Annotated in this window: 23 protein-coding genes; 13 read left to right on the forward strand and 10 right to left on the reverse strand. The window is 63.5% G+C overall.

All coding sequences use genetic code 11. From position 1 onward, the window contains the following. Nucleotides 1-10: 10 nt before the first annotated feature. The 3 genes from KRX52_RS03925 to KRX52_RS03935 form a co-directional block, all read right to left on the reverse strand. Nucleotides 11-1,579, reverse strand: coding sequence for a hypothetical protein (locus tag KRX52_RS03925; protein ID WP_217679861.1), 1,569 nt, complete (start codon nucleotides 1,577-1,579; stop codon nucleotides 11-13). 281 nt (nucleotides 1,580-1,860) lie between these two features. Next, nucleotides 1,861-5,553, reverse strand: a complete 3,693-nt coding sequence (gene metH / locus KRX52_RS03930; protein WP_217679862.1) for a methionine synthase — start codon at nucleotides 5,551-5,553, stop codon at nucleotides 1,861-1,863. Between the two features lie 205 nt (nucleotides 5,554-5,758). Continuing rightward, complete coding sequence (locus tag KRX52_RS03935) at nucleotides 5,759-6,358, reverse strand: 3'-5' exonuclease (protein ID WP_217679863.1); 600 nt, start codon at nucleotides 6,356-6,358, stop codon at nucleotides 5,759-5,761. 99 nt (nucleotides 6,359-6,457) lie between these two features. Here KRX52_RS03935 and KRX52_RS03940 point away from each other — a divergent pair, with 99 nt between their 5' ends. Further along, nucleotides 6,458-7,336, forward strand: coding sequence for an NAD(P)-dependent oxidoreductase (locus tag KRX52_RS03940; protein WP_217679984.1), 879 nt, complete (start codon nucleotides 6,458-6,460; stop codon nucleotides 7,334-7,336). A gap of 19 nt (nucleotides 7,337-7,355) precedes the next feature. On the opposite strand, the gene KRX52_RS03945 is transcribed toward KRX52_RS03940, so the two are convergent. Beyond that, the gene (locus KRX52_RS03945) at nucleotides 7,356-7,700 is read right to left on the reverse strand and encodes a DMT family protein (RefSeq protein WP_217679864.1); all 345 of its coding nucleotides are present in this window, start codon (nucleotides 7,698-7,700) and stop codon (nucleotides 7,356-7,358) included. Nucleotides 7,701-7,829: 129 nt separating this feature from the next. Between KRX52_RS03945 and KRX52_RS03950 the strand changes: the two genes are divergently transcribed. Continuing rightward, nucleotides 7,830-8,081, forward strand: coding sequence for a YkgJ family cysteine cluster protein (locus tag KRX52_RS03950; protein ID WP_217679865.1), 252 nt, complete (start codon nucleotides 7,830-7,832; stop codon nucleotides 8,079-8,081). Between the two features lie 10 nt (nucleotides 8,082-8,091). On the opposite strand, the gene KRX52_RS03955 is transcribed toward KRX52_RS03950, so the two are convergent. The 6 genes from KRX52_RS03955 to gltA form a co-directional block, all read right to left on the reverse strand. Further along, the gene (locus KRX52_RS03955; RefSeq protein ID WP_217679866.1) at nucleotides 8,092-8,388 is read right to left on the reverse strand and encodes a cyd operon YbgE family protein; all 297 of its coding nucleotides are present in this window, start codon (nucleotides 8,386-8,388) and stop codon (nucleotides 8,092-8,094) included. Continuing rightward, a complete protein-coding gene (cydX, locus tag KRX52_RS03960; protein WP_217679867.1) occupies nucleotides 8,378-8,494 on the reverse strand; it encodes a cytochrome bd-I oxidase subunit CydX in 117 nt (38 codons plus the stop codon). The genes KRX52_RS03955 and cydX overlap by 11 nt, the downstream gene beginning before the upstream one ends. Before the next feature lie 27 nt (nucleotides 8,495-8,521). Then, the gene (cydB, locus tag KRX52_RS03965; protein ID WP_217679868.1) at nucleotides 8,522-9,661 is read right to left on the reverse strand and encodes a cytochrome d ubiquinol oxidase subunit II; all 1,140 of its coding nucleotides are present in this window, start codon (nucleotides 9,659-9,661) and stop codon (nucleotides 8,522-8,524) included. 10 nt (nucleotides 9,662-9,671) lie between these two features. After that, the gene (locus KRX52_RS03970) at nucleotides 9,672-11,246 is read right to left on the reverse strand and encodes a cytochrome ubiquinol oxidase subunit I (RefSeq protein WP_217679869.1); all 1,575 of its coding nucleotides are present in this window, start codon (nucleotides 11,244-11,246) and stop codon (nucleotides 9,672-9,674) included. Beyond that, nucleotides 11,243-11,455 (reverse strand): cytochrome oxidase putative small subunit CydP, encoded by a 213-nt coding sequence (gene cydP / locus KRX52_RS03975; RefSeq protein WP_217679870.1) that lies wholly within the window; start codon nucleotides 11,453-11,455, stop codon nucleotides 11,243-11,245. Before cydP ends, KRX52_RS03970 begins: the two co-directional genes overlap by 4 nt. Nucleotides 11,456-11,725: 270 nt before the next feature. Further along, on the reverse strand, nucleotides 11,726-13,012 hold the full coding sequence (gene gltA, locus KRX52_RS03980; RefSeq protein WP_217679871.1) for a citrate synthase: 1,287 nt from the start codon (nucleotides 13,010-13,012) through the stop codon (nucleotides 11,726-11,728). Between the two features lie 372 nt (nucleotides 13,013-13,384). Here gltA and sdhC point away from each other — a divergent pair, with 372 nt between their 5' ends. The 11 genes from sdhC to KRX52_RS04035 all read left to right on the forward strand — a co-directional run bounded on the left by sdhC (nucleotide 13,385) and on the right by KRX52_RS04035 (nucleotide 26,983). Next, nucleotides 13,385-13,759, forward strand: coding sequence for a succinate dehydrogenase, cytochrome b556 subunit (sdhC, locus tag KRX52_RS03985; protein WP_217679872.1), 375 nt, complete (start codon nucleotides 13,385-13,387; stop codon nucleotides 13,757-13,759). Further along, nucleotides 13,753-14,121 carry a succinate dehydrogenase, hydrophobic membrane anchor protein gene (gene sdhD, locus KRX52_RS03990; protein ID WP_217679873.1) on the forward strand — a complete coding sequence of 123 codons (369 nt, stop codon included), beginning with the start codon at nucleotides 13,753-13,755 and terminating at the stop codon, nucleotides 14,119-14,121. Before sdhC ends, sdhD begins: the two co-directional genes overlap by 7 nt. A 3-nt stretch (nucleotides 14,122-14,124) precedes the next feature. Then, the gene (gene sdhA, locus KRX52_RS03995) at nucleotides 14,125-15,897 is read left to right on the forward strand and encodes a succinate dehydrogenase flavoprotein subunit (protein WP_217679874.1); all 1,773 of its coding nucleotides are present in this window, start codon (nucleotides 14,125-14,127) and stop codon (nucleotides 15,895-15,897) included. Nucleotides 15,898-15,908: 11 nt separating this feature from the next. Then, complete coding sequence (locus KRX52_RS04000; protein WP_217679875.1) at nucleotides 15,909-16,613, forward strand: succinate dehydrogenase iron-sulfur subunit; 705 nt, start codon at nucleotides 15,909-15,911, stop codon at nucleotides 16,611-16,613. 250 nt (nucleotides 16,614-16,863) lie between these two features. Next, nucleotides 16,864-19,695: a 2-oxoglutarate dehydrogenase E1 component gene (locus tag KRX52_RS04005; protein ID WP_217679876.1), complete on the forward strand. Its 2,832-nt coding sequence runs from the start codon at nucleotides 16,864-16,866 to the stop codon at nucleotides 19,693-19,695. Nucleotides 19,696-19,776: 81 nt separating this feature from the next. After that, entirely contained in the window at nucleotides 19,777-20,982 is a 1,206-nt protein-coding gene (gene odhB, locus KRX52_RS04010) for a 2-oxoglutarate dehydrogenase complex dihydrolipoyllysine-residue succinyltransferase (RefSeq protein WP_217679877.1), read from the forward strand. A 69-nt stretch (nucleotides 20,983-21,051) separates the two neighbouring features. Then, nucleotides 21,052-22,488 (forward strand): dihydrolipoyl dehydrogenase, encoded by a 1,437-nt coding sequence (lpdA, locus tag KRX52_RS04015; protein WP_217679878.1) that lies wholly within the window; start codon nucleotides 21,052-21,054, stop codon nucleotides 22,486-22,488. 231 nt (nucleotides 22,489-22,719) lie between these two features. Next, nucleotides 22,720-23,886 carry an ADP-forming succinate--CoA ligase subunit beta gene (sucC, locus tag KRX52_RS04020; protein ID WP_217679879.1) on the forward strand — a complete coding sequence of 389 codons (1,167 nt, stop codon included), beginning with the start codon at nucleotides 22,720-22,722 and terminating at the stop codon, nucleotides 23,884-23,886. Further along, on the forward strand, nucleotides 23,886-24,767 hold the full coding sequence (gene sucD / locus KRX52_RS04025; protein ID WP_217679880.1) for a succinate--CoA ligase subunit alpha: 882 nt from the start codon (nucleotides 23,886-23,888) through the stop codon (nucleotides 24,765-24,767). Before sucC ends, sucD begins: the two co-directional genes overlap by 1 nt. A 98-nt stretch (nucleotides 24,768-24,865) precedes the next feature. Next, on the forward strand, nucleotides 24,866-26,173 hold the full coding sequence (gene brnQ / locus KRX52_RS04030; protein WP_217679881.1) for a branched-chain amino acid transport system II carrier protein: 1,308 nt from the start codon (nucleotides 24,866-24,868) through the stop codon (nucleotides 26,171-26,173). Nucleotides 26,174-26,251: 78 nt separating this feature from the next. Further along, nucleotides 26,252-26,983 carry a DUF599 domain-containing protein gene (locus KRX52_RS04035; protein ID WP_217679882.1) on the forward strand — a complete coding sequence of 244 codons (732 nt, stop codon included), beginning with the start codon at nucleotides 26,252-26,254 and terminating at the stop codon, nucleotides 26,981-26,983. The last annotated feature ends 16 nt before the right edge of the window (nucleotides 26,984-26,999 follow it).

The following is a 26,999-nucleotide window of genomic DNA, read 5'->3' on the forward strand; positions in this document are numbered from 1 at the left end:
ACCACGGAGATTACATCGTCGGCCGACTCGCGCCATCAAGCTCGAAGGAAACCGGGTTGAGGACCTTGTCGGGGGCGGGGCCCCGTCTCGTGCCGGGATTGATGTAGTTGCGCTGGATGATCTTGATCGCCTCTCCGGGAGACAGCAGCGTTTTGGGAATCTCTTCGCACCACGGATACAGGCCGCTGCAGTCCCGCGCAAAGTAGTACACGTAGAAATTCGTGTATGAGGTCGAAAGTCTGTCCTGAAACTTCTTCGCACTCTCTTCCAGGGCCGGATCGTCACGGTTCAGGAGGCCGACAAGAGCAGGGAACCAGTTGACCGAGAGGCTGGTGTAGGTGGCGTTCCCGGTTTTGGTGCCGAGAGTTCCCACTACCGCAATGACTTCGCCTCCGTCGATATGGTGTGTCGAGCTGATCTGGTAATCGGCATCTTGGGTATCGCCGAGGCAGTTCATCGGGCCTCGGGGCAGAGTGATCGGTGGCACAGGCGCTGGGGGGCCGTCATGCCCGAGGCAGTGCTGGCCGATGAGATCGATCCACAGGGACAAGCTCTGGAAGTCCGATGAAGCGACGTCCTGCCCCCAGTCTTCCTTTACGGCTGCCACCAGCTTCGCAAGGTCAGCCTCGAGGGTGTGTTCGTCGGTGTTCGCCGTCTTGGGCTCGTATTCCGGGATATCGAACGGCTTGTTCGCCGAGTCATACCGGGTGTCCCGGACTCGAAGGACAGTGAGCGGAAGCTGTTTGCGCCACTGTTCGCCAAGTGTGTCGTCATTCGGCATCGAATAGCGGATGTAGGTGATCAAGTCGTCCGCCTCGGACCCGTATCCCAGGCGGACCAGGCTCGGGGCGACCGGCTCCGTGAACACCTGGTTCGCCTCGACACCCTCCAGTCCGGCGAGCGCTTCGGTCATTGCGTTTGCCATATCCTCATCGGCAGTGATCACGAAGTAGCGCTGTTGTCCCCAGCTCTGCGTGCTCTGCTCCTCAATGACGACGTTGTTGGTACTGTCGCCGACGCTTGCGACCATCATCATCCGGTTGGGATTCGGCGATGCCCCGAAGACGATCGCCTGCAGATCCGGCGCGGGGCTCAGTATCTGATAGACCGGATCATCTTTGTTGAGGCTCGCCTCCCGGGTGAAGACGTTGGTCCCGATCCCGAAGTAGCGGGCCGGCGGGGGAAGCTCGGCGAGCACCACCAGCGCTTCCCGTTCACCCAGTCGGTAGTTGGGGGTCATGTTGCGCTGCCCTGCGGCGAGCGCATGGTGCAGGCTCTGGTCGACGAATTCGTCGCGCCAATGCGGGAGGAAGGCCAGGACGTAGGGGGCGGTCGGGTTGTTGCCGTAGCAGTTCCCGATCGTCTGCAGGGAAAACTTGCAGTCATCGGCCGACCACAGCTGCCAATAGCCCCGTGCAACCTCGTAGCCTCTCGCTTTGAGGGCGCCCTGAAAGTCCTGAACCTTCTGCTCGAGCGAAGGCGGGAGACGATTGGCTTTGCTTAACGGGTCCGTCGCGGCAGTGCCGGCTCCGGAAAACACGCCGAGGAGAATCGCGGCGCATACGGTAATGCATTTCATCTAACACCTCATTTCATTGTTCGAGGGCGTCTGAAATACATCCTTGTCTGAGGGCGGCTGAAACACCCCTTGCGTGAGTCCCAGCAAATTATGGGTCATAGCCCTGATTCTGCCGGATAGGTACGTGTCTTTTTCTCGAACGTTTCGATTGAAGACAACCATGAAATATTCGAAAAGGATCGTGCGCCGCTTGGAGGCGAGTGGCGGTTCGAGCCACAGGCCACACCTGTAGATACGACAAGGCCCGCTTCCGCGGGCCTTGTCACTTACGCTGTCACCATTTAGCTGTCATAGCCCAGGTTCGGCGCCAGCCAGCGCTCGGTCACGCTGAGATCCTGCTTCTTGCGCTTGCTGTAGCTCTCCACCTGATCCTTGTCGACCTTGCCGACGGCGAAGTACTGCGCCTGCGGATGGGCGAAGTACCAGCCGCTGACGGCGGCGGCGGGGAACATGGCGTAGTGCTCGGTGAGGGTCACGCCGCTGGTGCCTTGCGGGTCGAGCAGCTGGAACAGGGTGCCTTTCTCGGTATGGTCCGGGCAGGCCGGGTAGCCGGGGGCGGGGCGGATACCCTTGTACTGTTCCTTGATCAGCTCCTCGTTGCTCAGCTGCTCGTCACTGGCGTAGCCCCAGTATTCCTTGCGCACGCGCTCGTGCAGCCACTCGGCGCAGGCTTCGGCGAGGCGGTCGGCCAGCGCCTTGACCATGATGCTGTTGTAGTCGTCGCCCTTGTCCTGGTAGGCCTTGGCCAGCTCCTCGGCGCCGATGCCGGCGGTGACGATGAAGCCGCCCACATAATCGGTGACGCCCGATTCCTTCGGCGCGACGAAGTCGGCCAGCGACAGGTTCGGTTTGCCGTCGGGCTTGATGGTCTGCTGGCGCAGGTGGTGCAGGCTGGCCAGCGTCTCGCCGTTGGCGCCGTAGACCTCCAGGTCGTCGTCCTGCACCTGGTTGGCCGGCCAGAAGCCGAACACCGCCTTGGCGCGGATCAGCTTCTCGTCGATCAGCTTCTTGAGCATGGCCTGGGCGTCGGCGTAGAGCGCGGTGGCCGCTTCGCCGACCACCTCGTCGGTGAGGATGCGCGGGAACTTGCCGGCCAGGTCCCAGGAGATGAAGAACGGCGTCCAGTCGATGTACTCGGCCAGGGTGGCGAGGTCGATGTCGTCCAGCTCCTTGACGCCGGTGAAGGAGGGCACCGGGGCCTGGTAGCCGGCCCAGTCAAACTGCGGCTTGTTGGCTACTGACTTTTCGTAGCTGAGACGCTCGGTGCGCGAGCTGCGCGCGGCGGTGCGCTCGCGCACCTCTGCGTATTCCGTCTTCAGCTTGGCCACGTAGTCGGGCTTGAGTTCCTTGGACAGCAGGGTGGTGGCCACGCCCACGGCGCGCGAGGCGTCGGTGACGTAGATCACCGCGTCGTTGCTGTACTGCGGCTCGATCTTCACCGCGGTGTGCGCCTTGGAGGTGGTGGCGCCGCCGATCATCAGCGGCAGCGAGAAGCCCTGGCGCTGCATTTCCTTGGCGACGTGGACCATCTCGTCCAGCGACGGGGTGATCAGCCCGGACAGGCCGATGATGTCGCACTTCTCCTCGCGGGCGACCTGGAGGATCTTCTCCGCCGGCACCATCACGCCCAGGTCGACGATGTCGTAGCCGTTGCAGCCGAGCACCACGCCGACGATGTTCTTGCCGATGTCGTGCACGTCGCCCTTGACCGTGGCCATGAGGATCTTGCCCTTGGCTTCCGGCTTGTCGCCCTTTTCCGCCTCGATGAATGGGATCAGGTGGGCCACCGCCTGCTTCATGACGCGGGCGGACTTGACCACCTGGGGCAGGAACATCTTGCCGGCGCCGAACAGGTCGCCGACCACGTTCATGCCGCTCATCAGCGGGCCTTCGATGACCTCGATGGGCCGCGCGCACTGCTGGCGGAATTCCTCGGTGTCCTCGACGATAAAGGCGGTGATGCCTTTGACCAGCGCATGCTCCAGGCGCTTGCCGACCGGCAGGCTGCGCCACTCCTCGGTTTCGGCTTCCTTGACCGAGCCGTCGCCCCTGTACTGGTCGGCGATGGCCAGTAGCGCTTCGGTGCTGCCGGCGTGGCGGTTGAGCACCACGTCCTCGACGGCGTCGCGCAGCTGCTTGGGGATCTCGTCGTAGATCTCCAGCTGGCCGGCGTTGACGATACCCATGGTCAGGCCGTTCTGGATGGCGTGGTAGAGGAATACCGAGTGGATCGCCTCGCGCACCGGGTTGTTGCCGCGGAACGAGAAGGACACGTTGGACACCCCGCCCGAACTCAGCGCGTAGGGCAGGTGGTCGCGGATGTAGGCGCAGGCCTCGATGAAGTCGACCGCGTAGTTGTTGTGCTCGTCGATGCCGGTGGCCACGGCGAAGATGTTCGGGTCGAAGATGATGTCTTCCGGCGGGAAGCCGACTTCGTTGACCAAGATGTCGTAGCTGCGCTGGCAGATCTCGCGCTTGCGCGCGGCGGTGTCGGCCTGGCCGGCCTCGTCGAAGGCCATCACCACCACGGCGGCGCCGTAGCGCTTGCACAGGCGGGCGTGGTGCTTGAACGCCTCGACGCCTTCCTTCATGGAGATCGAGTTGACGATGCCCTTGCCCTGGATGCACTTCAGGCCGGCCTCGATCACTTCCCACTTGGAGGAGTCGATCATGATCGGCACGCGCGAGATGTCCGGTTCGCCGGCGATCAGGTTGAGGAAGGTGACCATGGCCGCCTTGGAGTCGAGCATGCCCTCGTCCATGTTGATGTCGATCACCTGGGCGCCGGCTTCCACCTGCTGCAGGGCGACTTCGAGGGCTTCGGTGTAGTTCTCCTCGCGGATCAGGCGGGCAAACTTGGCCGAACCGGTGATGTTGGTGCGCTCGCCGACGTTAACAAAGAGGCTGTTGCGGTCGATGGTGAACGGCTCGAGGCCGGACAGACGGCAGGCCTTGGGGATGTCCGGGATGGCGCGCGGCGGGTACTTGGCCACCGCCTCGGCAATCGCCTGGATGTGCGGCGGGGTGGTGCCGCAGCAGCCGCCGATGATGTTGAGGAAGCCACTGGCGGCGAACTCCTCGACCACCGCGGCCATCTGCGCCGGGGTTTCGTCGTACTCGCCGAAGGCGTTGGGCAGGCCGGCGTTGGGGTGGGCGGACACGAAGGTGTCGGCCTTGGTGGCCAGCTCTTCCAGGTACGGGCGCAGGTCCTTGGCGCCGAGGGCGCAGTTGAGGCCCACGGAGATCGGCTTGGCGTGGCGCACCGAGTTCCAGAACGCCTCTGTGGTCTGCCCGGACAGGGTGCGACCGGAGGCGTCGGTGATGGTGCCGGAGATCATGATCGGCAGTTCGACACCTTCCTCTTCGAACACCTGCTGCACGGCGAAGATCGCTGCCTTGGCGTTGAGGGTGTCGAAGATGGTCTCGATCAGGATCAGGTCGGCGCCGCCGGCGATCAGGCCGCGGGTGGCCTCGGTGTAGTTCTCCACCAGCTCGTCGAAGGTGACGTTGCGGTAGCCCGGGTTGTTGACGTCCGGGGAGATCGAGCAGGTGCGGCTGGTCGGGCCGACCACGCCGGCGACGAAGCGCGGCTTGGCCGGGTTCTCGGCGGTCTTGGCGTCGGCCACTTCACGGGCCAGGCGGGCGCCTGCCACGTTCAGCTCGTAGGCCAGCGCTTCCATGCCGTAGTCGGCCTGGGACACGCGGGTGGCGTTGAAGGTGTTGGTCTCGAGGATGTCGGCGCCGGCGTCCAGGTAGGCCTTCTCGATGGCCTGGATCACGTCCGGGCGGCTGAGCAGCAGCAGGTCGTTGTTGCCCTTGACGTCGCTCGGCCAGTCCGCAAAGCGTTCGCCACGGTAGTCCTCTTCCTGCAGCTTGTAGCTCTGGATCATGGTGCCCATGCCGCCATCGAGGATCAGGATGCGTTCCTTGAGGGCGTTCTGGAGGGCCTGGAGGCGGGCGGCGCGATCGGACATGGGGACTACCTGGAGAGGGTGGATCGTAAAGGCGGGAATGATAGCAAAGCTGCAGGGGATTGGCGTCGCAGCGGGATTTGCATGAATTTAGTTCATGCAGGCGGGCTTCCGGTGGCACCTGTCGGCCCTTCGGGTAGTGAAGGGCCGTAGATGTGCAGGTCGGGTGGCAGCGGTGTCGAGCGGGCCGTGGAGATGAAGGAGGCTTCTACTGGCGGAGCTGCTGTTCCTGCTGAGCTTCCAGGCGCGTGGCGGCCAGTACCGGCAGCGTGGCAGGCAGCAGGCGGGCGATGTTGCGTGCATCATCGAGGCCTCGGTGCTGGGTGCCGAGAAAGGTCAGGCCGGTCATCTCCAGGGCCCTGTTCAGGCCGACCCGCTTGCGGCCGATCACGCCCTTGAACTGGCGGTGGAACAGCTTCTTCAGGTTGTAGTGCGGCAGGCTGGCCAGGCAGCTGTCGATCTGTTGCTTGCGCCATTCGATCTCGAACTGCTGGCGATCGTAGTCGCCCCAGCTGAGCCAGCCTTGCAGGTTGTCCCGATGCTGTTGCAGCCAGGGCCCGAAGGTCGTTTGCAGCTGTTTGAGTGTCGGCGCACTGTCCACGTCGGACTGGCGGATGTGGGTCAGCTCGCGGCAGAAGGCGGTCAGCTGCGGGCGGCGGGTCGGCTGGACGAAACTCTGGAAGTGAGCCAGCTCGCGTCCCTGCTCGTCGACTATCGAGGCGCCGATCTCGATGATCTCCATCTCCTCGACCGGCCAGCCGTTCTTGTCCGTGGTGGCTTCCAGGTCGATCACCAGCCAGTGTTTCATGCTCCGCTCCTTGGTCTGTGCACGCCGAGTATGGCCGCAGCCTACTGTGGCGGCAAACCCCTGTGCTAGGCTCGGGAACTCGCTCACTGGAGGTGAATGATGGCGAAGGTCGCGTTTCTGGGGTTGGGGGTGATGGGCTATCCGATGGCCGGGCATCTGGCGCGCCACGGGCATGAGCTGTGCGTATACAACCGCACCGCGCAGACGGCGCAGCGTTGGGTGACCGAACATGGCGGGCGCAGTGCACCGACACCGCGTGAGGCGGTGGCAGGGGCCGAGTTCGTGATGAGCTGCGTGGGCAACGACGACGACCTGCGTTCGGTGGTGCTGGGCGCAGACGGCGCCTTTGCCGGCATGGCGCCGGGCAGTGTGCTGGTCGATCACACCACCGCCTCGGCCAGCGTGGCCCGCGAGCTGGCGGCCCTGGCGGCCGAACGCGAGCTGGAGTTTCTCGATGCGCCGGTCTCCGGCGGCCAGGCCGGGGCACAGAACGGCGTGCTGACGGTGATGGTCGGTGGCGAGTCGGCGGTGTTCGACCGCGCCGAGCCGGTGATCCAGAGCTATGCGCGCATGGTGCGCCTGATGGGACACGCCGGCAGCGGCCAGCTGACCAAGATGGTCAACCAGATCTGCATCGGCGGCCTGCTGCAGGGCCTGTCCGAGGCGCTGCATTTCGCCCAGTGCGCCGGCCTCGACGGCAATGCGGCGATGGAGGTGATCAGCAAGGGGGCGGCGCAGTCCTGGCAGCTGGATAATCGTCACGCCAGCATGCTGGAAGGGCGCTTCGACTTCGGTTTCGCGGTGGACTGGATGCGCAAGGATCTGGGCATCCTGCTCGACGAGGCGCGCAGCAACGGTGCGCAGCTGCCGGTCACCGCGCTGGTCGATCAGTTCTATGCCGACGTGCAGTCCGCCGGCGGTGGGCGTTGGGATACCTCGAGTCTGATCACGCGTCTGAAGCCACGCGTCCGCTCCTGATCCATCCGGGCCGGTACGCTCAGGCGCTTCGGAAGATGAAGTACACCGCGCCGAGCAGGCACAGGCCGGCCCACAAATAGTCGAGTTTCAGCGGCTGCTGCATGTAAAGAACGCTGAACGGCACGAAGATGCTCAGGGTGATGACTTCCTGCATGATCTTCAGCTGGCCGACCGACAGCTCGCTGTAGCCGATGCGGTTGGCCGGCACCATGAAGGCGTACTCGAACAGGGCGATACCCCAGCTGATCAGCGCGGCGATGATCCACGGCTTGCCGTTGAGGGTCTTCAGGTGGCCGTACCAGGCGAAGGTCATGAAGATGTTGGACAGGCTGAGCAGGGCGGCGGTCTGCATCCAAACCGGCATGGGTCTGACTCCACAGGGTGACGATGGGCTGCTCTTGGCGAGTGCCGGAGCGGCGGCTATGCTCGCGCGCCTGGCGGCCGATGTCACGCGCCGCTCCTGTGTCATGGACTTTTCGGGTAAGTAGTCGTCATGCAATGTCGAGCCGGTTGTGGGGCCTGCTGCGTCGCCCCGTCGATTTCCTCGCCGATCCCCGGCATGCCGCAGGGCAAACCGGCCGGTGTGCGCTGTGTGCAGCTGGATGAGGGCAATCTCTGCCGGTTGTTTGGCCAGCCCGAGCGGCCGGCGGTCTGCTCGCGATTCTCCGCCGATCCCGAGGTGTGCGGCGCTACGAATATTCAGGCGCTTCAGCTGCTCACCGAGCTGGAGCAACTGACCGCTTGATTGGGCGCGGTCAGCTGTGGCTGGCGCGCCAGAGAATCAGATAGCCCAGCCCCATCAGCAGCCAGCCGCCCAGCGGGTGGAAGATCGTGCGCCACAGGCGGCTGTAGGGGTCGAAGCCGACGCCGTGGATGAAACCGCAGGAAACGCCCCACATCACCAGCATCAGCAGGCCGTGGCTGTAGCGGCCTTCGCTGTCGAGCATGGCCGCCGGGTGGATGAGCAGGACCAGGGCCAGCGGCGTGGCCAGCAGCAATGAAAGAGCGCGGCTCCCGCCGCGTTGCAGTCGCGGGTGCGCGTCACTGCTCACCCGCGGACTCCTCGTCGAGGTTCTGGGTGGTTTCCAGCCACAGTGCGTTGACGATGCCGAAGCTGCAGGCCAGCAGCACGCCGAGAATCCAGGTGAAGTACCACATGTGTCGATCTCCTTGCTCAGGCGCGGCTCAGTACAGTCCGTGCGGGTTGGCCTCGATGGTCTTGTCGCTCAGCCGGCCCCACATGCGCACGTAGCTCCACAGGGTGTAGGCGAGGATCAGCGGCACGAAAATGGCCGCCACCACCAGCATGATGCCCAGAGTCTTGCGGCTGGACACCGCGTCCCACAGGGTCAGGCTGGAGGCCGGGTCGAGGGTCGAGGGCAGGATGAACGGGAACAGGGCGAAGCCGGCGGTGCAGATCGTGCCGACGATGGCCAGGCTGCTGCCGAGGAAGGCCAGGCCGCCGCGGTTGAGTTGCGCGCCGAGCATGGCCAGCAGGCCGCCGGCCAGGCCCGCCAGTGGGGCGATCTGGGTCAGCGGGTAGCGGTCGTAATTGGCCAGCCAGCCGCTGTTGTCCAGGCTGACCTGCTTGTGCAGCGGGTTGAGCGCTGCGCCGAAATCCACGTTGCCGACCAGGCTGAAGCCCTGGATGCCCAGTGCCAGCCACAGGCCGGCGCCGGCGAAGGCCAGCAGGTAGACCAGCGCGCACAGCCGGGTGGCCTGGCGCGAACGGGCGTGCAGGTCGGCATCGGTGCGCAGCATCAGCCAGGCGCCGCCGTGGGCGCAGAGCATGCTCAGGCTGACCACCCCGGCGAGCAGGGCGAAGGGATGCAGCAGGGCGAAGAACGAACCTTCGTAGGACGAGCGCATCAGCCCGTCGAGGCGGAACGGCAGGCCGAGGAACAGGTTGCCGAAGGCCACGCCGAACAGCAGCGCAGGCAGGGCGCCACCGGCGAACAGCGCCCAGTCCCAAGCGCTGCGCCACTGGGTATTTTCCAGCTTGCTGCGGTAGTCGAAACCGACCGGGCGACAGAACAGGCCGAACAGCACCAGCAGCATGGCCCAGTACAGCCCGGAGAAGGCGGTGGCGTAGACCATCGGCCAGGCGGCGAACAGCGCACCGCCGGCGGTGATGAACCATACCTGGTTGCCGTCCCAGTGCGGGGCGATGGTGTTGATCGCCACGCGCCGCTCGCTGTCGGTCCTGCCGACGAAGGGCATCAGCGCCATGGCGCCCATGTCGAAGCCGTCGGTGAGGGCAAAGCCGATCAGCAACACGCCGATCAGCACCCACCACACCAGCTTCAGGGTTTCGTAGTCGAACATGGCGGTCTCCTCAGGCCTTGGCCGGTTGCGCGGCGGCAAGGCGTTCGAAGTGGTAGCGCCCGGTATGCAGGCTGGACGGGCCGAGGCGGGCGAACTTGATCATCAGGTACATTTCCACCGCCAGCAGCAGACTGTAGAAGGCCACCAGCGCGATCAGCGAGCCCCACACGTCGCCGGTCGACAGGCTGGAGGCGGACAGATGGGTGGGCAGCACCTCGCCGATCGACCACGGCTGGCGGCCATGCTCGGCGACGTACCAGCCGGTCTGCGCGGCGATCCACGGCAGCGGCAGGCTGAGCAAGGCCCAGCGCAGCAGCCAGGGCTTGCGCTCCTCGTTGCGGCGCGCCGAGGCCCAGAAGGCGCAGACGAACAGCGCCAGCATCAGGAAGCCGGAGACGACCATGGCGCGGAAGCTCCAGAACAGGCTGGGCACGTCGGGGATGGTATCCAGCGCCGCCCGCTTGATCTGCTGCTCGCTGGCGTCGACCACGGCGGGGGCGTACTTCTTCAGCAGCAGGCCATAGCCGAGATCCTGCTTCACGGCATTGAACGCGGCGATGTTCGCGGCGCTCTTGTCGCCGGCGCGCAGTTGCTCCAGCAGGGCGTAGGCGTTCATGCCGTTGCGGATCCGTACCTCGTGCTGGGCAATCAGCTCCTTGAGGCCGGTGACCTGCCGGTCCAGCGACCGGGTGGCGATGATGCCCATCACGTAGGGAATCTTCACCGCGTAGTCGGTGCGCTGCGCTTCCTGGTTGGGCAGGCCGAACAGGGTGAAGGCGGCCGGCGCCTCCTCGGTTTCCCATTCGGCCTCGATGGCCGCCAGCTTGGTCTTCTGCACGTCGCCGATCTCGTAGCCGGACTCGTCGCCGAGGATGATCACCGATAACACCGAGGCCAGGCCGAACGCCGAGGCGATGGCGAAGGAGCGCCGGGCAAAGCCCAGGTCGCGCTTGTTCAGCAGGTACCAGCTGGAGATCGCCAGGACGAACACCGCGCCGGTGACATAGCCGGCCGACACGGTATGCACGAACTTGACCTGGGCCACCGGGTTGAACAGCAGCGCACCGAAGTCGACCAGCTCCATGCGCATGGTTTCGTAGTTGAACTCGGCGCCCACCGGGTTCTGCATCCAGCCGTTGGCGATCAGGATCCACAGCGCCGACAGGTTGGAGCCCAGCGCCACCAGCCAGGTCACCGCCAGGTGCTGCACCTTGCTCAGGCGGTCCCAGCCGAAGAAGAACAGGCCGATGAAGGTCGATTCGAGGAAGAACGCCATCAGCCCCTCGATGGCCAGCGGCGCGCCGAAGATATCGCCGACGTAGTGGCTGTAGTAGGCCCAGTTGGTACCGAACTGGAACTCCATGGTCAGCCCGGTGGTGACGCCGAGGGCGAAGTTGATGCCGAACAGCTTGCCCCAGAACTTGACCATGTCCTGGTAGACCTGCTTGCCGGTCATCACGTAGACCGACTCCATGATCGCCAAGAGGAAGGCCAGCCCGAGGGTCAGCGGCACGAACAGGAAGTGGTACATCGCGGTCATGGCGAATTGCAGGCGCGATAGGTCGACGACGGCTTCCGAGATCATCTCGGCTTCTCCTCGTTCAGGAACAAAGGTTGCGCGGGTGGGGTGCCGAGCAGGTGGGCGCCGACACGCTGGCTGCCATTTGCCGGCACGGTCGGCTCGCTGAACCAGACCGCCTTGATGGTCAGTAGGATGACCAGCTTGAGCAGCAGGATGATGCCGATCTCGCGGACCAGCGGGATGCGCCAGGGCGATTGGCGTGCTTTGGGCATACAGTCGGTTTCCGGTATGCAGGTTGCGGTTACTGGTTGTTGGTATCTATGAGGCGCCGATTGCGCCGGGGCTGCCAGTGACGGGGAGTCGCAGAATGACAATCGATGCGCCAAGTGTAGATGGTGTGGCGGCAGGACGGCGTCGGCGTGATTGCGCTTGATCGAGGCTGTGCCCCGTGCGTCTGCGTGCGGAGGAGAGGGTAGTGCGGAGTTAATCGTGCGGAAAAGCAAAAGGGCTGCCGAAGCAGCCCTTTTGTGTTTGCGCAGTTCTTACTTGCGGCTGTCCAGCGGCGCGTAGTCGCGGGCCGGGTAGCCGGTGTAGATCTGACGCGGACGGCCGATCTTGTACGGAGTGGAGAGCATCTCCTTCCACTGGGAGATCCAGCCGGCGGTGCGCGCCAGAGCGAAGATCACGGTGAACATGCTGGTCGGAATGCCGATGGCCTTGAGGATGATACCCGAGTAGAAGTCGACGTTCGGGTACAGGTTGCGCTCCTTGAAGTACGGATCGTTGCGCGCAATCTCATCCAGCTTCATGGCCAGTTCGAGCTTCGGATCGTTGATGCCCAGTTCGGACAGCACTTCGTCGCAGGTCTTCTTCATGACCTTGGCGCGCGGGTCGAAGTTCTTGTACACGCGGTGACCGAAGCCCATCAGCTTGAACGGGTCGTTCTTGTCCTTGGCCTTGGCGATGAACTTGTCGATGTTCTCAACGCTGCCGATCTCGTCGAGCATGGTCAGCACGGCTTCGTTGGCGCCGCCGTGAGCCGGTCCCCACAGGGCCGCGATGCCCGCGGCGATACAGGCGAACGGGTTGGCGCCGGTGGAGCCAGCCAGACGCACGGTGGAGGTGGACGCATTCTGCTCGTGGTCGGCGTGCAGAACGAAGATGCGGTCCATGGCGCGGGCCAGTACCGGGTTGACCGGCTTGTCCTCGCACGGGGTGTTGAACATCATGTGCAGGAAGTTTTCCGCATAGCCCATGTCATTGCGCGGATACATGATCGGCTGGCCGGCGGAATACTTGTACGCCATGGCAGCAATGGTCGGCATCTTGGCGATCAGGCGGATCGCAGAGATTTCGCGGTGCTGCGGATTGTTGTTGTCCAGCGAGTCATGGTAGAAGGCGGACAGGGCGCCAACCATGCCGCACATCACGGCCATCGGGTGGGCGTCGCGACGGAAGCCGTTGAGGAACGACTTCATCTGCTCGTGAACCATGGTGTGGTTCTTCACCAGGCCGGTGAAGTGAGCCTTCTGCTCTGCATTCGGCAGTTCGCCGTTCAGCAGCAGATAGCAGGTCTCGAGATAGTCGGACTTCTCGGCCAGTTGCTCGATCGGGTAGCCACGGTGCAGCAGAACACCCTTGTCACCGTCGATGAAGGTGATCTTCGACTCGCAAGCAGCGGTGGACATGAAGCCAGGATCATAGGTGAAGACGCCCTGGTTGGTCAGGCTCCGGACGTCGATCACGTCGGGGCCCATGGTGCCAGAGAGGATGGGCAGCTCGACGGGGGCAGCGCCCTCGATGATCAACTGTGCTTTCTTGTCAGCCATACCGGCCTCCTAAAAATTATGCGTGAAATCATCATCTATACAGCAGCCCCCCAGGCAGGGCCGGTGCCACTATAGAGCGATAAAATCGAATGTCAATTTGTCCAAAAGGATGTTTCTCCGGGCCGCGAGCCGGCACTTTTGGCCTTGAAGTGCGCCTGTTTACGCCCTTTTTACCCCTGCGACAATCCGTCCTTTAGGCTAGGGGGGCGCGTTGTCATCGATACCCTAACTGTCTATACTTCACAGCCGACCGCCAGAGGCTATGCCAGTCCTTGGTTCTGGCTGTTGTCACTCCCTGGTGATGGGTACCTGACAAGTGCACTTCCCGACAACTTGCCCTGCTGGTTGGGGCTCTCAGTGTGAAAAGAAGCCGTGAATAGCAAACGACCCGTAAACCTAGACCTTAGGACCATCCAACTCCCAGTCACTGCTTACACGTCCATCGCTCACCGCATTTCCGGCGTCATTCTGTTCTTGGGCATCGCAGTGCTGCTGTACGCACTCGACCTGTCCCTGACGTCCGAGGAAGGCTTCGAGCAGGTGAAGGCGTGTCTGACCAGCCCTCTGGCCAAGCTCGTGATTTGGGGCCTGTTGTCCGCGCTGCTGTACCATCTGGTAGCCGGTATTCGCCATCTGATCATGGATATGGGCATTGGTGAAACGCTGGAAGGCGGAAAGCTGGGCTCCAAAATTGTCATCGCCGTTGCCGCGGTGCTGATCGTTCTTGCAGGGGTGTGGGTATGGTAACCAACGTCACTAACTTCTCCCGTTCGGGTCTGTACGACTGGATGGCGCAGCGGGTTTCCGCTGTGGTTCTCGCGGCTTATTTCCTATTTCTGTTGGGATATCTCGTAGCCAGCCCAGGTCTGACCTTCTCTGACTGGCATGGCCTGTTCTCCCAGAACTGGATGCGCATCTTCAGCCTGCTGGGCATCGTTGCCCTGAGCGTGCATGCGTGGGTCGGCATGTGGACTATCTCCACCGACTACCTGACGCCGATGGCGCTGGGCAAGGCGGCCACCACTGTGCGTTTCCTGTTCCAGGCAGTCTGCGGCATCGCCATGTTCGCGTTCTTCGTCTGGGGTGTGCAGATTCTTTGGGGTATCTGATCCATGGCTAACATTCCTACTCTTTCCTTCGACGCCATCATCATCGGTGGCGGCGGCGCCGGCATGCGCGCTGCGCTGCAGCTGTCCCAGTCGGGGCACAAGACTGCCGTAGTGACCAAGGTCTTCCCGACCCGTTCGCACACCGTGTCCGCCCAGGGTGGCATCACCTGCGCCATCGCTTCGGCCGACCCGAACGACGATTGGCGCTGGCACATGTACGATACCGTCAAGGGTTCCGACTACATCGGTGACCAGGACGCTATCGAATACATGTGCTCCGTCGGCCCGGAAGCCGTGTTCGAACTCGAGCACATGGGTCTGCCGTTCTCCCGTACCGAACAGGGCCGCATCTACCAGCGTCCGTTCGGCGGTCAGTCCAAGGGTCCGGATAATCCGACTCAGGCCGCGCGTACCTGTGCTGCCGCCGACCGTACCGGTCACGCCCTGCTGCACACCCTGTACCAGGCCAACCTGAAAAACGGCACCACTTTCCTCAACGAGTGGTTTGCGGTTGATCTGGTGAAGAACCAGGACGGCGCCATCGTCGGCATCATCGCCATCTGCATCGAGACCGGCGAGACAGCGTACATCCGCTCCAAGGCCACCGTGCTGGCCACCGGCGGTGCCGGTCGCATCTACGCGTCCACCACCAACGCCCTGATCAACACCGGTGACGGCGTGGGCATGGCCCTGCGTGCCGGCGTGCCGGTGCAAGACATCGAAATGTGGCAGTTCCACCCGACCGGTATTGCCGGTGCCGGCGTGCTGGTGACCGAAGGTTGCCGCGGCGAGGGTGGCTACCTGATCAACAAGCACGGCGAACGCTTCATGGAGCGTTATGCGCCGAACGCCAAGGACCTGGCCGGTCGCGACGTGGTTGCGCGCTCCATGGTCAAGGAAATCATCGCCGGCAACGGCTGTGGTCCGGATGGCGATCACGTGCTGCTGAAGCTCGATCACCTGGGCGAGGAAGTGCTGCACAGCCGCCTGCCGGGTATCTGCGAACTGTCCAAGACCTTTGCTCACGTCGATCCGGTGACTGCTCCGGTTCCGGTCGTGCCGACCTGCCACTACATGATGGGTGGCGTGGCCACCAACATTCATGGCCAGGCCATCACCCAGGATGCCAACGGCAACGACAAGGTCATCGACGGTCTGTTCGCCGTAGGTGAAGTCGCCTGCGTATCCGTACACGGCGCCAACCGTCTGGGCGGCAACTCGCTGCTCGACCTGGTGGTGTTCGGTCGTGCCGCCGGTCTGCACCTGGAAAAAGCCCTCAAGGAAGGCATCGAGCACCGCGGTGCCACCGAGTCCGACCTCGAGGCTTCGCTCAAGCGCCTGTCCGGCGTCAACGAGCGCACCACTGGCGAAGACGTGGCTCCGCTGCGTAAAGAGCTGCAAAACTGCATGCAGAACTACTTCGGTGTATTCCGTACCGGCGAATACATGCAGAAGGGTATTGCCCAACTGGCCGAACTGCGGGAACGCATCGCGAACGTCAAGATCGCGGACAAGAGCCAGGCTTTCAACACTGCGCGTACTGAAGCGCTGGAACTGCAAAACCTCCTCGAAGTGGCCGAAGCCACGGCGATCGCTGCCGAGGCTCGCAAAGAGTCCCGCGGCGCGCATGCCCGCGAAGACTTCGAGGATCGCGACGACGAGAACTGGCTGTGCCACTCCCTGTACTTCCCGGGTGAGAAGCGCGTGACCAAGCGTGGTGTCAACTTCTCGCCGAAGACCGTTCCGGCCTTTGAACCCAAGGTTCGTACTTATTAAGGGTAGCCGCCATGTTGCAAGTGAGTGTTTATCGCTATAACCCGGAGAAAGACGCAGCTCCGTTCATGCAGGACTTCCAGGTCAACACCGATGGCAAGGACCTGATGGTGCTGGACGTGCTGGCGTTGATCAAGGAGCAGGACGTTACCTTCTCCTACCGTCGCTCCTGCCGCGAAGGCGTGTGCGGTTCCGACGGCATGAACATCAGCGGCAAGAACGGCCTGGCCTGCATCACCCCGCTGTCGGCGGTGGTGAAGGGTGGCAAGCTGGTCATTCGTCCGCTGCCTGGTCTGCCGGTCATCCGTGACCTGGTAGTCGACATGAGCATCTTCTACAAGCAGTACGAGAAGGTGCAGCCGTTCCTGCAGAACGATACTCCGGCTCCGGCCATCGAGCGTCTGCAGTCGCCGGAACAGCGCGAGAAGCTGGACGGCCTGTACGAGTGCATCTTGTGCGCTTGCTGCTCGACCTCCTGCCCGTCCTTCTGGTGGAACCCGGACAAGTTCCTCGGTCCGGCTGCACTGCTGCAGGCCTATCGTTTCCTGGCCGACAGCCGCGACACCAAGACCGAAGAGCGTCTGGCCTCGCTGGACGATCCGTTCAGCGTGTTCCGTTGCCGCGGCATCATGAACTGCGTGAACGTATGCCCGAAGGGTCTGAACCCGACCAAGGCTATCGGCCACGTGCGTAACATGCTGCTGCAAAGCGGTACCTGATGATCCGCTTCTGGCGGTGATTCAACGAAACCTGCGCTGGCTGGATGGCCGGCCAGCGCAGTTGCAAAGCCAGCCGTAGCCCACAAAGCCGCGGTTTCTGATTAAAAAACGACCAGCAGGGGCGATCGGGTTAAAACCCGAACCATCTGCGGGATCCGTAGTGGCTTTACCGAAGTCGCTGCTCAGGACTTTCGAGCCATGGTGCGGTTCTCCACGCCAGGTGGTGTCCCCTTACCGAGGGTGACCTAGCATGCATGAAAGCGTAATGCAGCGGATGTGGAACAGTGCCCACCTGTCCGGTGGTAACGCTGCCTACGTCGAAGAACTCTACGAGCTCTTCCTGCACGATCCCAACGCTGTGCCCGAAGAGTGGCGCACCTACTTCCAGAAGCTGCCAACCGGTGGCAACCAGTCTCCCGACGTTTCGCATGCCACGGTCCGCGATCACTTCGTCCTGCTGGCCAAGAATCAGCGTCGCGCCCAGCCGGTGTCCGCCGGTGCTGTGAGCAGCGAGCACGAGAAGAAGCAGGTCGAAGTTCTGCGTCTGATTCAGGCCTTCCGCATGCGCGGCCATCAGGCTTCCCGCCTCGATCCTCTGGGCCTCTGGCAGCGCCAGGCTCCGGCTGATCTGTCGATCCATCACTACGGTCTGACCGACGCTGATCTCGACACCGTCTTCCGCACGGGTGATCTGTACATCGGCAAGCAGGAAGCTACCCTGCGCGAAATCCGCGATGGCCTGCAGGCTACCTATTGCGGCACCATCGGCGCGGAATTTACCCACATCGTCGATGCCGAGCAGCGCAACTGGTTCGCCCAGCGCCTGGAAAGCGTGCGTGGTCGTCCGGAGTTCTCCGTCGAAGCCAAGAGCCACCTGCTCGAGCGTCTGACTGCCGCCGAAGGCCTGGAGAAGTACCTGGGTACCAAGTTCCCGGGTACCAAGCGCTTCGGTCTGGAAGGTGGCGAGAGCATGGTGCCGATGGTCGACGAGATCATCCAGCGCTCCGGCTCCTACGGCGCCAAGGAAATCGTCATTGGCATGGCCCACCGCGGCCGCCTGAACCTGCTGGTCAACGCGCTGGGCAAGAACCCGCGTGACCTGTTCGACGAGTTCGAAGGCAAGCGTGTCGAAGGCCTCAGCTCCGGTGACGTGAAGTACCACCAGGGCTTCTCCTCGAACGTGATGACCCCGGGCGGCGAAGTGCACCTGGCCATGTCGTTCAACCCGTCGCACCTAGAAATCGTTTCCCCGGTGGTCGAGGGCTCCGTGCGTGCCCGTCAGGACCGCCGTGGCGATGCCGTGGGCGACAAGGTGGTACCGATTTCCATCCACGGCGACGCGGCCTTCGCCGGTCAGGGCGTGGTGATGGAAACCTTCCAGATGTCGCAGATCCGCGGCTTCAAGACTGGTGGCACGATCCATATCGTGGTCAACAACCAGGTCGGTTTCACCATCAGCAATACCGAAGATTCGCGCTCCACCGAGTACTGCACCGATCCGGCGAAGATGATTCAGGCGCCGATCCTGCACGTCAACGGCGACGATCCGGAAGCCGTGCTGTTCGTGACCCAGATGGCCGTCGACTACCGCATGCAGTTCAAGCGTGACGTGGTCATCGATCTGGTCTGCTACCGTCGTCGCGGCCACAACGAGGCCGACGAGCCGAGCGGCACCCAGCCGCTGATGTACCAGAAGATCGCCAAGCAGCGCACCACCCGTGAGCTGTACGCCGATGCCCTGGTGCAGGCCGGTGCCCTGAGCACTGCTCAGGTCGAAGCCAAGGTCGAGGAGTACCGTACCGCGCTGGATAACGGCCAGCACGTGGTCAAGAGCCTGGTCAAGGAACCCAACGCCGAGCTGTTCGTCAACTGGACGCCGTATCTGGGCCACGCCTGGACTGCCCAGCACGACACTAGCTTCGACCTGAAGACCCTGCAGGAACTGAACAGCAAGCTGCTGAACATTCCGGAAGGCTTCGTGGTCCAGCGCCAGGTTGCCAAGATCTACGAAGATCGCGGTCGCATGGGCGTCGGTGCCATGCCGATCAACTGGGGCTGCGCGGAAACCCTGGCCTACGCCACCCTGCTGAAGGAAGGCCATCCGGTGCGCATCACCGGTCAGGACGTCGGCCGTGGCACCTTCTCGCACCGCCATGCCGCGCTGCACAGCCAGAAGGACGCCAGCCGCCACATTCCGCTGCAGCACCTGTTCGAAGGTCAGCCGAAGTTCGAGCTGTACGACTCCTTCCTCTCCGAGGAAGCCGTGCTGGCGTTCGAATACGGCTACGCGACCACCCAGCCGAATGCGCTGGTGATCTGGGAAGCCCAGTTCGGTGACTTCGCCAACGGTGCCCAGGTGGTGATCGACCAGTTCATCACCAGCGGCGAGCACAAGTGGGGCCGTCTGTGCGGTCTGACCATGCTGCTGCCGCACGGCTACGAAGGCCAGGGGCCGGAGCACTCCTCCGCCCGTCTGGAGCGCTACCTGCAACTGTGCGCGGAGCAGAACATCCAGGTCTGCGTGCCGACCACTCCGGCTCAGGTCTACCACATGCTGCGCCGCCAGGTGATCCGCCCGCTGCGCAAGCCGCTGGTGGCTCTGACTCCGAAGTCGCTGCTGCGCCACAAGCTGGCCATCTCGACCCTGGAAGATCTGGCTCAAGGCTCGTTCCAGCCGGTACTGCCGGAAATCGACAGCCTCGATCCGAAGAAGGTCGAGCGTCTGATCCTGTGCAGCGGCAAGGTCTACTACGACCTGCTGGAGAAGCGCCGTGCCGAAGGTCGCGAGGACACTGCCATCGTCCGCATCGAGCAGCTCTATCCGTTCCCGGAAGAAGAGCTGGCCGAAGTCATGGCTGCGTACAAGAACCTCAAGCACGTGGTTTGGTGCCAGGAAGAGCCGATGAACCAGGGCGCCTGGTACTGCAGCCAGCATCACATGCGCCGCGTCATCACCGCGTACAAGAAGACCCTCGGTCTGGCTTACGCCGGTCGCGATGCTTCGGCATCTCCGGCTTGTGGCTACGCATCGATGCACGCCGAACAGCAGGAAAAACTGCTGCAGGACGCCTTCACCATTTAATGCCTTCAGGCAAGTGGCCCTGCCGGACGCGGTCCGGCAGGTGCCCCCATGAAGACCCCGAATCAATAGGAAATGCAGATAATGGCTATCGAGATCAAAGCCCCGACTTTCCCGGAATCCGTCGCTGACGGTACCGTTGCTACCTGGCACAAGAAGCCGGGTGATGCGGTCAAGCGTGACGAGCTGATTGTCGACATCGAAACCGACAAAGTGGTCATGGAAGTCCTGGCCGAAGTCGATGGCGTTCTCGCCGAGATCGTCGCCAACGAGGGTGACACCGTCCTCAGCGGTCAGCTGCTCGGCAAACTGAACGAAGGTGCTGTCGCCGCCGCGCCGGCTGCTGCCGCTGCCGCCCCGGCTGCCGCTGCTCCGGCCGCCGCCGAAGAAGCCATCCTGTCGCCGGCTGCACGCAAGATCGCCGCCGAGAACGATCTGGATCGCAACGCCATCCCGGGTACCGGCAAGGGCGGTCGCGTCACCAAGGAAGACGCCGTTGCTGCGGTCGATGCCAAGAAAGCTGCTCCGGCCCCGGCGGCCAAGCCGGCCGCTCCGGCTGCCGACGCCCCGATCTTCGCCGTCGGTGACCGCGTCGAGAAGCGCGTGCCGATGACCCGCCTGCGCGCCAAGATCGCCGAGCGTCTGGTCGAAGCCCAGTCCTCCATGGCCATGCTGACTACCTACAACGAAGTCAACATGAAGCCGATCATGGACCTGCGCGCCAAGTACAAGGACCTGTTCGAGAAGAAGCACAACGGTGTGCGTCTGGGCTTCATGTCCTTCTTCGTCAAGGCCGCCACCGAAGCGCTGAAGCGTTTCCCGGGCGTCAACGCCTCGATCGACGGCGGCGACATCGTCTACCACGGCTACTCGGACGTCGGCGTGGCCGTGTCCAGCGACCGCGGCCTGGTGGTTCCGGTACTGCGCAACGCCGAGCTGATGAGCCTGGCCGAGATCGAGGGCACTATCGGTGCCTACGGCCGCAAGGCCAAGGAAGGCAAGCTGACCATCGAAGAGATGACCGGCGGCACCTTCACCATCTCCAACGGTGGCGTGTTCGGCTCCCTGCTGTCCAGCCCGATCGTCAACCCGCCGCAGACCGCCATCCTCGGCATGCACAAGATCCAGGACCGCCCGATGGCCGTCAACGGTCAGGTCGTGATCCTGCCGATGATGTACCTGGCGCTGTCCTACGACCACCGTCTGATCGACGGCAAGGAAGCGGTGAGCTTCCTGGTGGCCATCAAGGACCTGCTGGAAGATCCGGCTCGCCTGCTGCTGGACGTCTGATCCCGCGTTTCTCCCACGGCGGTCTCCGACACGGAGGCCGCCCGGCTTATCCCAAAAGGATTGAGAGTTATGACCCAGAAATACGACGTAGTGGTGATTGGCGGTGGCCCCGGTGGCTATGTTGCGGCCATCCGTGCAGCTCAGCTCGGCCTGAAGACTGCCTGCATCGAGAAGTACAAGGGCAAGGAAGGCAAGGTCGTCCTGGGCGGTACCTGCCTGAACGTCGGCTGCATCCCGTCCAAGGCGCTGCTGGACAGCTCCTGGAAATACCACGAAGCCAAGGAGAGCTTCGGCGTCCATGGCATCGAGGTCAAGGGCGTGAGCATGGACGTGCCGGCGATGGTCGAGCGCAAGGCGTCCATCGTGAAGAACCTGAACACCGGCGTTGCCGGCCTGTTCAAGGCCAATGGCGTGACCCTGGTTGAAGGTCACGGCAAGCTGCTGGCCGGCAAGCAGGTGGAAGTCACCGCCGAGGACGGTTCGGTCCAGGTGCTGGAAGCCACCCACGTGATCATCGCCTCCGGCTCCAAGCCGATCGACATTCCGCCGGCTCCGGCTGACCACGACATCATCGTCGACTCCACTGGCGCCCTGGAATTCCAGAGCGTACCGAAGAAGCTGGGCGTGATCGGCGCCGGCGTCATCGGCCTGGAGCTGGGTTCGGTGTGGGCCCGTCTGGGTGCCGAAGTGACCGTGCTCGAAGCCCAGGACAAGTTCCTCTCGGCTGTCGACGAGCAGATCGCCAAGGAAGCCCTGAAGCTGCTGACCAAGCAGGGTCTGGACATCCGTCTGAATGCCCGTGTGACCGGTTCGGAAGTGAAGAAGAAGCAGGTTACCGTGCACTTCACCGACGCTGCCGGCGAGCAGCAGCTGACCTTCGACAAGCTGATCGTCGCGGTCGGCCGTCGCCCGGTGACCCAGGACGTGCTGGCTGCCGACAGCGGCGTGACCCTGGACGAGCGCGGCTTCATCTTCGTCGACGACCAGTGCGCCACCAGCGTACCGGGCGTATACGCCATCGGTGACGTGGTGCGTGGCCCGATGCTGGCCCACAAGGCCTCGGAAGAGGGCGTGATGGTTGCCGAGCGCATCGCCGGCCACAAGGCGCAGGTGAACTACGACCTGATCCCGTCGGTCATCTACACCCACCCGGAAATCGCCTCGGTCGGCAAGACCGAGCAGCAGCTGAAGGCCGAAGGCGTTGCCATCAACGTCGGCACCTTCCCATTCGCCGCCAGCGGCCGTGCCATGGCTGCCAACGACACCCACGGTCTGGTCAAGGTCATCGCCGATGCCAACACCGACCGCGTACTGGGTGTGCATGTGATCGGCCCGGCAGCTGCCGAGCTGGTCCAGCAGGGCGCCATCGGCATGGAATTCGGCACCAGTGCCGAAGACCTGGGCATGATGGTGTTCTCGCACCCGACTCTGTCGGAGGCGCTGCACGAAGCTGCCCTGGCTGTGAATGGCCACGCCATTCACGTTGCCAACCGCAAGAAGCGCTAATCTGCGCCGGCTGCACGGCTGAAGCCGTGCAGCCCCAGCGGCCCCGGTCGAGGGAGTCTTGGACTCCCCGCGACCGGGGCCGTTGTCGTTTCCGCCATTGGTGGTGCCGGATGCCTGTCGCAACGCGGCTCCGCTCTCGACTTGACTGTCTGCCCAGACAGGCTACCCCTGCAGGCTTTTCCCGATTAAGATCCGTGGTGCCAATACTTACAACTAAAGTGGTATGGAAACATGAATCTTCACGAATATCAGGGTAAGCAGTTGTTTGCCGAGTATGGGCTGCCGGTTTCCCGGGGCTATGCAGTTGATACTCCGAAAGAGGCAGCCGAAGCCTGTGACAAGATCGGTGGCACTGCCTGGGTGGTCAAAGCCCAGGTGCATGCCGGCGGTCGTGGCAAGGCTGGCGGCGTCAAGCTGGTACGTAGCAAGGATGAGGCCAAGGCCTTTGCCCAGCAGTGGTTGGATCAGCGTCTGGTGACCTACCAGACCGACGCCAATGGGCAGCCGGTCAGCAAGATTCTGGTCGAAGCCTGCACCGATATCGCCAAGGAGCTGTATCTGGGTGCAGTGGTCGATCGCTCCTCGCGGCGCATCGTGTTCATGGCTTCCACCGAGGGTGGTGTGGACATCGAGAAGGTCGCCCACGAAACCCCCGAGAAGATCCTCAAGGTCAGCATCGATCCGCTGGTCGGTGCCCAGCCGTTCCAGGGCCGCGAGCTGGCCTTCCAGCTTGGCCTCCAGGGTGACCAGATCAAGCAGTTCGCGCAGATCTTCGTCGGCCTTGCCCAGCTGTTCGAGGACTATGACCTGGCGCTGCTCGAGGTCAATCCGCTGGTGATCAAGACCGATGGCAACCTGCACTGCCTGGATGCCAAGCTCAACATCGACGGCAATGCCCTGTATCGCCAGCCCAGGCTGCGCGACATGCAGGACCCGTCGCAAGACGATCCGCGCGAGGCCCATGCGGCCAAGTGGGAACTCAACTATGTGGCGCTGGATGGCAACATCGGCTGCATGGTCAACGGCGCGGGCCTGGCCATGGGCACCATGGACATCGTCAACCTGCATGGCGGCAAGCCGGCCAACTTCCTTGACGTCGGTGGCGGCGCGACCAAGGAGCGGGTCGTCGAGGCGTTCAAGATCATCCTCTCCGACAGCAACGTGAAGGCGGTGCTGGTCAATATCTTCGGTGGCATTGTGCGCTGCGACATGATCGCCGAGGGCATCATCGGTGCGGTACGCGAAGTCGGTGTGCAGGTGCCGGTGGTGGTACGTCTGGAAGGCAACAACGCCGAACTGGGTGCCGGGGTACTGGCGGAAAGCGGTCTGAACATCATGGCGGCAACCAGTCTGACCGACGCCGCGCAGAAGGTCGTCAAGGCCGCGGAGGGCAAGTAATGAGCATCCTGATCGACAAGGACACCAAGGTCATCTGCCAGGGCTTCACCGGCAGTCAGGGTACCTTCCATTCGGAACAGGCCCTCGAATACGGTACCCGCATGGTCGGCGGCGTGACTCCCGGCAAGGGCGGCACCACCCATCTCGGCCTGCCGGTGTTCGATACCGTCAAGGACGCCGTGGCCGCCACTGGCGCCACCGCCTCGGTGATCTATGTGCCGGCGCCGTTCTGCAAGGACTCGATCCTCGAGGCGGCCTTCGGCGGCATCAAGCTGATCATCTGCATCACCGAGGGTATCCCGACCCTGGACATGCTCGAGGTCAAGGTGAAGTGCGACGAGCTGGGCGTGCGCCTGATCGGTCCGAACTGCCCCGGGGTGATCACTCCGGGCCAGTGCAAGATCGGCATCATGCCTGGCCATATTCACCTGCCGGGCAAGGTCGGCATCGTGTCGCGCTCCGGCACCCTGACCTACGAGGCGGTCAAGCAGACCACCGACGCCGGCTTCGGCCAGTCCACCTGCGTGGGCATCGGTGGTGACCCGATCCCGGGTTCGAGCTTCATTGATATCCTCAAGTTGTTCGAGCAGGATCCGCAGACCGAAGCCATCGTGATGATCGGCGAGATCGGCGGCAGTGCCGAGGAAGAGGCGGCGGCCTTCATCAAGGCCAACGTGAGCAAGCCGGTGGTGTCCTATATCGCTGGCGTGACCGCACCGTCCGGCAAACGCATGGGCCACGCCGGGGCGATCATTTCCGGCGGCAAGGGCACCGCGGAAGAGAAGTTCGCCGCGCTGCAGGACGCCGGGGTGAAGACGGTGCGCTCGCTGGCCGACATCAGCAAGGCGCTGGCCGAAGCGACTGGCTGGACCATGAAATAAGCTCCGCCGGCACACGCCTGACGGAAGGAGCCACCTGCGGGTGGCTCCTTCCGTTTCCGGCCCTTGCCGGGTTACGACTTCTCTGTCTGGTTGAGTGCATGAATCATCTGAAAACCGCCGACGTCCTGGGGCTCGGCTTCATGACCTTCGCGCTGTTCCTCGGGGCGGGCAACATCATCTTTCCACCGAGTGTCGGCATGGCTGCCGGCGCATCGGTGTGGAGTGCGGCGCTGGGCTTCCTGCTCACGGCGGTTGGCCTGCCGCTGCTTACCGTGGTGGCACTCGCGCGCGTGGGTGGCGGCATGGCGCGGCTCACCGCGCCATTGGGACGGCGCGTCGGACTGGTATTTGCCGTCGCGGTGTATCTGGCTATCGGTCCGCTGTTCGCCACCCCGCGGACTGCGGTGGTGTCCTTCGAGATGGGCATGGCGGCCTTCACCGGCAACGCCCCCCTGCCGCTGGGGCTGTATACGCTGGCGTATTTTGCCGCCGTGCTGTTTCTCGTCCTCAATCCGGGGCGGCTGCTCGAACGCGTCGGCAAGCTGATCACCCCGGTACTGATTGTCGGCCTGTTGTTGCTGGGCGGCGCGGCGGTGTTCGCTCCCGCCGGCGAGGTCGGCAGCAGCATTGCTCCTGCCTATCAGCAGGCGCCGCTGCTGCAGGGCTTCCTCCAGGGCTACCTGACCATGGATACCCTGGGTGCGCTGGTGTTCGGCATCGTGATCGCCACGGCAATCCGCGATCATGGCGTCGACATGGCGCATCGGGTCACGCGCTACTCGATCATGGCTGCGCTGATCGCCGCTACCGGCCTGGCGCTGGTGTATCTGGCGCTGTTCCGTCTCGGTGCTACCAGCCAGGGCATCGCCGCCGATGCGCAGAACGGTGTGCAGATTCTCACCACCTATGTACAGCACACCTTCGGCATGCCCGGCGAGTTGCTGCTGGCACTGGTCATCACCCTGGCTTGTCTGACCACTGCCGTGGGGCTGATCGCCGCGTGCGGCGAGTTCTTTCGCAGCCAGTTCGGCTTGCCCTACCGCACGGTGGTGGTGCTGGCCAGCGTGTTCAGCCTGCTGCTGGCCAACCAGGGCCTGACCCAGTTGATCAGCGTGTCGCTGCCGGTATTGGTCAGTCTCTACCCGCTGGCCATCGTGCTGGTGCTGCTCAGTCTCGCCGATCGGCTGTGGTGTCACCCCCCGAGGGTGTTCGTGCCGGTGATGGCGGTGACCCTGCTGTTCGGGGCGAGCGACGGGTTGGTTGCGGCAGGCTTCACGGCGGCAATGCCGGCCTTCCTCGCTCGCCTGCCCCTGGCCGAGTACAGCTTGGGCTGGCTGTTGCCTGTGCTGGTCACGTTGCTGGTAGTGGCTGTGATCGACCGGGCCAAGGGCAGGCCGCAGGCCTGAGATCCACTTGTGGTTGCTTCGGGCACTGACCGCGGTATTTCGGCCAGATATAATTGGCCGGACTTTCAAGGAGTTGTCATGCCATACGAGCAACACTTGCCTCATCTCATCGCGGTTTCCTGGTTCGTCCTGTGCTGGTGGGGGTACACCCGCTACGCGATCTGGAAGGGCGGGAGTACGCCCTGCCTGGCCAGCGTCCTGCACCTGTATCGGCATGACTGGATGTGCCGCCTGCTGATGCGCGACAACCGCATTGCCGACGCCAACGTGATCGGCAATCTGGAGCGCAATGCCTCGTTCTTCGCCTCCAGCACCCTGATCATCCTGGCTGGTGTCCTGACCGTGCTCGGCTCTACCGAGCGGGCGGTGTCGGTGCTGGCCGAATTGCCGTTCGTGCAGGCGGTCAGTCGCGAGGTCGCCGAGGTCAAGATCATTGCCGTGGCGATGGTGTTCATCTACTCCTTCTTCACCTTCACCTGGTGCATGCGCCAGTACAACTTTGCGGCAATGATGGTCGGGGCGGCACCGATGCTCACCGAGGAGCAGGTCACCGAGCAGGAGCGCAAGTCCTATGCCGAGCGCACGGCACGGGTGATCTCGATGGCGGCCAACCAGTTCAACTTTGGTCTGCGTTCCTACTATTTCGGTTTGGCGACCCTGGCCTGGTTCATCAATCCCTGGTTCTACATGCTAGCCACCGCCGGAGTGGTGTTTGTCCTGTATCGCCGCGAATTTCACTCCGACGTGCTGGCTGTGATGGTCTATAGCCCGCTCGAGTTAGGTCAGTCGAGGCAGGGGCAGGGGGAGTAGGAAGCGGTGGGGGCCG

The organism is Geopseudomonas aromaticivorans, from assembly GCF_019097855.1.
Classification (GTDB): Bacteria; Pseudomonadota; Gammaproteobacteria; order Pseudomonadales; family Pseudomonadaceae; genus Geopseudomonas; species Geopseudomonas aromaticivorans.

What these genes read in the sequence shown, in the direction of transcription:
- KRX52_RS03925 (WP_217679861.1), bottom strand. Translation starts at nt 1,579, where the DNA reads ATGAAATGCATTACCGTATGCGCCGCGATTCTCCTCGGCGTGTTTTCC.
- metH (WP_217679862.1), bottom strand. Translation starts at nt 5,553, where the DNA reads ATGTCCGATCGCGCCGCCCGCCTCCAGGCCCTCCAGAACGCCCTCAAG.
- KRX52_RS03935 (WP_217679863.1), bottom strand. Translation starts at nt 6,358, where the DNA reads ATGAAACACTGGCTGGTGATCGACCTGGAAGCCACCACGGACAAGAAC.
- KRX52_RS03940 (WP_217679984.1), top strand. Translation starts at nt 6,458, where the DNA reads ATGGCGAAGGTCGCGTTTCTGGGGTTGGGGGTGATGGGCTATCCGATG.
- KRX52_RS03945 (WP_217679864.1), bottom strand. Translation starts at nt 7,700, where the DNA reads ATGCCGGTTTGGATGCAGACCGCCGCCCTGCTCAGCCTGTCCAACATC.
- KRX52_RS03950 (WP_217679865.1), top strand. Translation starts at nt 7,830, where the DNA reads ATGCAATGTCGAGCCGGTTGTGGGGCCTGCTGCGTCGCCCCGTCGATT.
- cydX (WP_217679867.1), bottom strand. Translation starts at nt 8,494, where the DNA reads ATGTGGTACTTCACCTGGATTCTCGGCGTGCTGCTGGCCTGCAGCTTC.
- cydB (WP_217679868.1), bottom strand. Translation starts at nt 9,661, where the DNA reads ATGTTCGACTACGAAACCCTGAAGCTGGTGTGGTGGGTGCTGATCGGC.
- KRX52_RS03970 (WP_217679869.1), bottom strand. Translation starts at nt 11,246, where the DNA reads ATGATCTCGGAAGCCGTCGTCGACCTATCGCGCCTGCAATTCGCCATG.
- cydP (WP_217679870.1), bottom strand. Translation starts at nt 11,455, where the DNA reads ATGCCCAAAGCACGCCAATCGCCCTGGCGCATCCCGCTGGTCCGCGAG.
- gltA (WP_217679871.1), bottom strand. Translation starts at nt 13,012, where the DNA reads ATGGCTGACAAGAAAGCACAGTTGATCATCGAGGGCGCTGCCCCCGTC.
- sdhD (WP_217679873.1), top strand. Translation starts at nt 13,753, where the DNA reads ATGGTAACCAACGTCACTAACTTCTCCCGTTCGGGTCTGTACGACTGG.
- sdhA (WP_217679874.1), top strand. Translation starts at nt 14,125, where the DNA reads ATGGCTAACATTCCTACTCTTTCCTTCGACGCCATCATCATCGGTGGC.
- KRX52_RS04000 (WP_217679875.1), top strand. Translation starts at nt 15,909, where the DNA reads ATGTTGCAAGTGAGTGTTTATCGCTATAACCCGGAGAAAGACGCAGCT.
- KRX52_RS04005 (WP_217679876.1), top strand. Translation starts at nt 16,864, where the DNA reads ATGCATGAAAGCGTAATGCAGCGGATGTGGAACAGTGCCCACCTGTCC.
- odhB (WP_217679877.1), top strand. Translation starts at nt 19,777, where the DNA reads ATGGCTATCGAGATCAAAGCCCCGACTTTCCCGGAATCCGTCGCTGAC.
- lpdA (WP_217679878.1), top strand. Translation starts at nt 21,052, where the DNA reads ATGACCCAGAAATACGACGTAGTGGTGATTGGCGGTGGCCCCGGTGGC.
- sucC (WP_217679879.1), top strand. Translation starts at nt 22,720, where the DNA reads ATGAATCTTCACGAATATCAGGGTAAGCAGTTGTTTGCCGAGTATGGG.
- sucD (WP_217679880.1), top strand. Translation starts at nt 23,886, where the DNA reads ATGAGCATCCTGATCGACAAGGACACCAAGGTCATCTGCCAGGGCTTC.
- brnQ (WP_217679881.1), top strand. Translation starts at nt 24,866, where the DNA reads ATGAATCATCTGAAAACCGCCGACGTCCTGGGGCTCGGCTTCATGACC.
- KRX52_RS04035 (WP_217679882.1), top strand. Translation starts at nt 26,252, where the DNA reads ATGCCATACGAGCAACACTTGCCTCATCTCATCGCGGTTTCCTGGTTC.